At 75.0% G+C, this 4,397-nt stretch carries 3 protein-coding genes; 2 read left to right on the top strand and 1 reads right to left on the bottom strand.

The window, feature by feature from the left end:
* Window positions 1–917 (bottom strand): FHA domain-containing protein (locus DY245_RS34390; RefSeq protein WP_147318404.1); only part of this gene is annotated, 917 nt, incomplete at its 3' end.
* Between the two features lie 483 nt (window positions 918–1,400).
* On the opposite strand from DY245_RS34390, the gene DY245_RS34395 reads away from it, so the two are divergent.
* A complete protein-coding gene (locus DY245_RS34395; RefSeq protein ID WP_128511040.1) occupies window positions 1,401–3,050 on the top strand; it encodes a serine/threonine-protein kinase in 1,650 nt (549 codons plus the stop codon).
* 191 nt (window positions 3,051–3,241) lie between these two features.
* The coding region (locus DY245_RS34400) for a serine/threonine-protein kinase (protein WP_147318403.1) at window positions 3,242–4,397 on the top strand (1,156 nt) is incomplete at its 3' end.

Consider the following 4,397-nt stretch of genomic DNA (forward strand, 5'->3'; position numbering starts at 1 on the left):
TGCTCCGGCCCGTCGCTCCGGGCCGGGGTGCCGCGCAGCGGGGTGTCCCGCCGGGCGCCCGCGCTCGGCGGCCCAGCGGTCCGGGCGGCCGGTACGGGGGAGGCCGCGGTGGCGCCCTGGGGCATCTGGGCGTACGCACCGTCCGGGGCGGACAGCCCCTGCGGGCCTTGCGGGGCCTGCGCCGCCCCGTAGTTGTCGTATCCCGCGTGCCCGTCCGTCCGCCCCGCGTCGGCGCCCGTGCCTCCCGCCCCCGGGGCGATCCGCAGATGCCCCTCTCCGTCGGGCGCGGTCTGCAGGGCGGGGTCGGGGGCGCTGGGCGCCGACTGGAGGCGGAGGGCGGATTCGCCGATCCGCAGCAGGGCGCCGGGCCGCAGCGGCGCGGGCCGTTCGTCGAGGCCGGTGCCGTCGACGGCGGTGCCGTTGGTGGAGCGCAGATCGGCCACGAACACCGCGCCGTCCGGCTCGACCGTCACGGCGCAGTGCAGCCGGGAGACATCCGGGTCGTCGAGCGGAACATCCGCGTCCGCGGAGCGGCCGATACGGATCTGGCCGCCGTGCAGCAGATGCACACCGCCGGCGTCGGGCCCGGAGATGACACGCAGCCGGGCGGAGCCGTGCGGCAGGCCATGGGCCGGGGCGGGGCCGGGGCCCTGGAGGGAGAGCACCGCGCCGTCGATCAACGGCGGCTCACCGATCGCCGCGCGCTGCGGATCGAGCCGCTCGGCCCCCGCGAACAGCACGACCGGACCGCTGCCGCCGCCCGCGCCGCCGACATCCGCACCCGACCCCGCCACGGAGGCCGCGAGGGAGCCGGCCACCGCCGCCAGCGCCGTCCCGGCGGGAGCCGTCACGAGCACGTCGCAGGCCCGTGTGGTGTGGCCGCTGCGCGGCCCGAGGACGGTCAGCCGGATCTGCATCGCCGTCAACGGTCCCTTCTGCCGGGGATCCGGCAGGGGGGCCGCTCGCTCCCCCCCACCACACCCGAGCACGTCGGCACGTACAAGTCCCAAGTGCACGTCGCGACAAAGACCGCGCGCCCCCACCGCATCGTGCTGGGTGCATCCTCGCACCTGCCGCTGACAACACGCCCGCCGACCGTCAATCAGTGATCTTGATTGGTCGTCTAAGGACGAAAAAGTGCCTGCTTGCGCGCGGTGATCGGCCTGATTTCGACCTCCGTGGTCAGCTCGGATCGGTCCCAGGGCGGGTGGCGCGGGCGGCGGGCGCCTCGGCCACCGGCCGCGGGCAACCATCTGTCCGGAACGCGCGTCTTCCCCACAAGCCCGGCCCGGGCCGCCGCACCGAAAAGCTTGTGCGACGGCACTACAGTGGGTCGGACGGGCCGCGTGCTGACCCAGCGGGCCAGGCCAGAGATCCATCACGACCAGGGAGCGCATGACGTGCGGCCGGTAGGCAGCAAGTACCTGCTCGAGGAGCCGCTGGGACGGGGCGCCACGGGCACCGTCTGGCGTGCCCGCCAGCGGGAGACGGCGGGCGCCGAGGCCGCCGTGGCAGGAGAGCCCGGCGAGACGGTCGCGATCAAGGTTCTCAAGGAAGAGCTGGCGCACGACGCGGACGTGGTGATGCGCTTCCTGCGCGAGCGCTCCGTCCTGCTGCGGCTCACCCACCCCAACATCGTCCGGACCCGCGACCTCGTCGTCGAGGGCGATCTGCTCGCCCTGGTCATGGACCTGGTCGACGGCCCCGACCTGCACCGCTATCTGCGCGACAACGGCCCCTTCAGCCCGGTGGCCGCGGCCCTGCTCACCGCCCAGATCGCCGATGCGCTGGCCGCCAGCCACGCCGACGGCGTGGTGCACCGCGACCTCAAGCCCGCCAACGTCCTGCTCGCCGGGTCGGACGGCTCCGGCGAGATGCACCCGATGCTGACCGACTTCGGCATCGCCCGGCTCGCCGACTCCCCCGGCCTGACCCGCACCCACGAATTCGTCGGCACCCCCGCCTATGTGGCGCCGGAGTCCGCCGAGGGCCGCCCGCAGACCTCCGCCGTGGACATCTACGGCGCCGGCATCCTGCTGTACGAGCTGGTCACCGGCCGTCCGCCGTTCGCCGGGTCGACCGCCCTGGAGGTGCTGCACCGGCACCTCAGCGAGGAGCCGCGCCGCCCCAGCACGCTCCCCGAGCCGATGTGGACGGTGATAGAGCGCTGTCTGCGCAAGCGGCCCGAGGAGCGGCCCAGCGCCGAGAACCTCGCGCGTGCGCTGCGCACCGTTGCCGCCGGTGTCGGGGTGCACGCCAGCCCGGCCCAGGCCGAGGCCGCGCTCGGCGTCGCCGCGCTGCTCGCCCCGGACCCGGCGCCCGCGACCGTCCCCGGGACGGGCACCGACGGCGGTCAGGCCCCCGGTGGCGACGCCGACCCCACCCAGGTCCTGCCGTCCGGCGCCGGTTCGTACGACCCCGCGGCCGCGACCAGCGTGCTGCCGTCCACGGGCGGCCCGGCCGGACCGGGCTTCCCCGGTGGTCGGGACGCCGATCCGACCCGCGCGATGCCGCCGATGCCCATGGGCGCACCGCCCGGCGGACCGCAGGAGCCCGAGGGCCCCCATCCGTGGGAGTCCCAGATGCGGGCCGCCCGCGACCGCAACGAACAGACCCAGGTGCAGTACCTGGACCCCAACGAGGACCCGCTGCGCCGCCGCCCGCAGCGCCGCCCGGCCGCCCCGCAGCAGCCGCCGCAGCAGCAGCCCCAGTACGGCCGGCAGCCCGCCCCGGTGCCCTACGCCCAGCCGCAGGCCCCGCAGCGCCGCCAGGAGCCGCCGCCGCAGCGCTACGAACCGCAGCGTCCGCCCGCCCCGGAGCCCCGGCCCCGGCGCGAGCCCCGTCAGCGCAGCGCCAACCCGGTACGGATCCCCGGCCTGGGCTGCCTCAAGGGCTGTCTGATCACGCTGATCCTGATGTTCGTGGCGGCCTGGCTGATCTGGGAGCTGACCCCGCTCCAGGAGTGGATCGGTACGACCAGGAGCTTCTTCTCGCAGATCGGCCACGTCTTCAGCAGCGTGCAGCACTTCGTACAAAAGCTCGGCGGTTGACGCCGGCCGCCCGCAGGTTCCGTGGATCCTGCGGGTGACGTAGTGGATTTGTCGACTTCTGACGGGCAATTTCGCTCACAGAAGTGAAGGTTGTCGCCGTCCGGGGAACTGAACCCCCTGGTACACGCGTAGCTTTGACGCCAACCTCAGCCCCCGTAGGACGCTCGGGGGCCCGACACGTCGGAGCAGTTTTGGCACGGAAGATCGGCAGCCGGTACACCGCTCACCAGATCCTGGGGCGCGGCAGTGCCGGCACGGTATGGCTGGGCGAGGGTCCCGAAGGGGCCGTGGCCATCAAGCTGTTGCGTGAGGATCTCGCCTCCGACCAGGAGCTCGTCGGCCGCTTCGTACAGGAGCGGGCGGCGCTGCTGAGCCTGGACCACCCCCATGTCGTCGGTGTCCGCGACCTCGTCGTCGACGGCAACGACCTGGCGCTGGTGATGGACCTCGTACGGGGCACCGACCTGCGCACCCGACTGGAGCGCGAGCGCCGGCTGGCCCCGGAGGCCGCCGTCGCGATCGCCGCCGATGTCGCCGACGGGCTCGCCGCCGCGCACGCCGCCCGGATCGTGCACCGCGACGTCAAGCCCGAGAACGTCCTGCTGGACATGCAGGGCCCGCTCGGCCCCGGTGGCGCGCACCCCGCCCTGCTCACCGACTTCGGCATCGCCCGCCTGGTCGACTCGCCGCGCAGGACCCTCGCCCTGGGGGCACCTCCCGGCGTCAGCCGGGGGACTCCGGCCGGGGGGACCCCCGTCTCGCCTCGCTCGGCCAAGGTCATCGGCACCCCCGACTACCTTGCCCCGGAGATCATCGAGGGCCTGCCGCCGCGCGCCTCCGTGGACGTCTACGCGCTGGCGACGGTCCTGTACGAGCTGCTCGCCGGGTTCACCCCGTTCGGCGGCGGGCACCCCGGGGCGGTGCTGCGCCGCCATGTCACCGAGAGTGTCGCGCCGCTGCCCGGCATCCCCGACGAGCTGTGGCAGCTGCTGCTGCAGTGCCTGGCCAAGGCGCCCGCCTCCCGGCTGCGCGCCCCGGAGCTCGCCGCCCGGCTGCGCGAGCTGCTGCCCGATCTGGCCGGCATCCCGCCGCTGGACATCGACGAACCGGACGACGAGCAGCCGGAGGACGAGCAGGAGCCGGCCGCCGGGTCCCGGGAGGAGCCGTTCTACCCGTCGGCGGCAGCGGGCGAGGCCACCCCGCCGCGCGGCGCCGTCCCGCTCGTCCAGGGCGCGGCCCCCGACTCCAACCGGGAGACGCACACCAGCATGCGGGTCCCGGGCCCGGACGAGCTCGCGGGCGGCGCACACGGCACGGCCCGGGCCCCGCGCGCCGCCGGTGAGCGCC

The sequence above is a fragment of the Streptomyces inhibens genome (assembly GCF_003389455.1).
In the GTDB taxonomy this organism is placed as follows: Bacteria; Actinomycetota; Actinomycetes; order Streptomycetales; family Streptomycetaceae; genus Streptomyces; species Streptomyces inhibens.